We start from the raw sequence: 742 nt of genomic DNA on the forward strand, positions 1-742 counted from the left end.
AAAATAAAAATCCTCTACTTTTTCACGACATCGGAGTTGATGGCCTAAAAACTGGCTATACAAATGCTGGCGGTTACGGAATTGTAGTATCCGCAAAACGAAACGATAGGAGAATTTTCGCCGTCGTAAATGGGTTAAGTACTGAAAGAGAGCGAATAGGAGAAGCAAAAAGACTGATACAGTATTCCTTAAATCATTTTAGCACTAGAAAGATATTCGCTAAGGATGACGTAGTTGAGAAAATAAATGTTCTGTACGGAAAAGACAGGAAAGTGCCCATCACAGTTGCAAACGATATTACTATAACCTATAGTCGTAACTTGTATAATAAAATTAAGGTGCGCGTTGAATATAAAGATATGATACCTGCACCAATCAAAAAAGGGCAAGAAGTAGGCAAAGTTCTTATAGAAGTACCGGGTATTGAGCAGCAAACAGCACCACTTTACGCAGTAAATGATGTACAGGAATTAAATTACATAGAAAAGTTTTTTAGAATGTTGTTTTGAACTTAAATAGCCCGATATACCCGAAAGTGAGGCATATGCAGAGAAGACGATACTAGCAATGAAAGAAAATGAGAGAAAGGAAAAACAACAAAGGATTTAGTCCCTGCCCTGCTGTATACAGAATGGCAATTTTTGCTGTTCTGTAACTCATACCAATTCTACTACACAGAAAGCCGATAGACAAAAGTGGAGAAAAGCTACCCAATAGAAACAAAAAACTACTTGTCAAGTAG

At 36.8% G+C, this 742-nt stretch carries 2 protein-coding genes; one reads left to right on the plus strand and one right to left on the minus strand.

Going from position 1 to position 742, the window contains the following annotated elements; all coding sequences use genetic code 11:
* The coding region (locus tag IHO40_RS01300; RefSeq protein WP_368666748.1) for a D-alanyl-D-alanine carboxypeptidase family protein at positions 1-509 on the plus strand (509 nt) is incomplete at its 5' end.
* Between the two features lie 52 nt (positions 510-561).
* On the opposite strand, the gene IHO40_RS01305 is transcribed toward IHO40_RS01300, so the two are convergent.
* Positions 562-742, minus strand: a 181-nt coding sequence (locus IHO40_RS01305; protein WP_225536395.1) for a hypothetical protein, incomplete at its 5' end; no start/stop codon positions are given.

This window comes from Wolbachia endosymbiont of Mansonella ozzardi (assembly GCF_020278625.1).
Classification (GTDB): domain Bacteria; phylum Pseudomonadota; class Alphaproteobacteria; order Rickettsiales; family Anaplasmataceae; genus Wolbachia.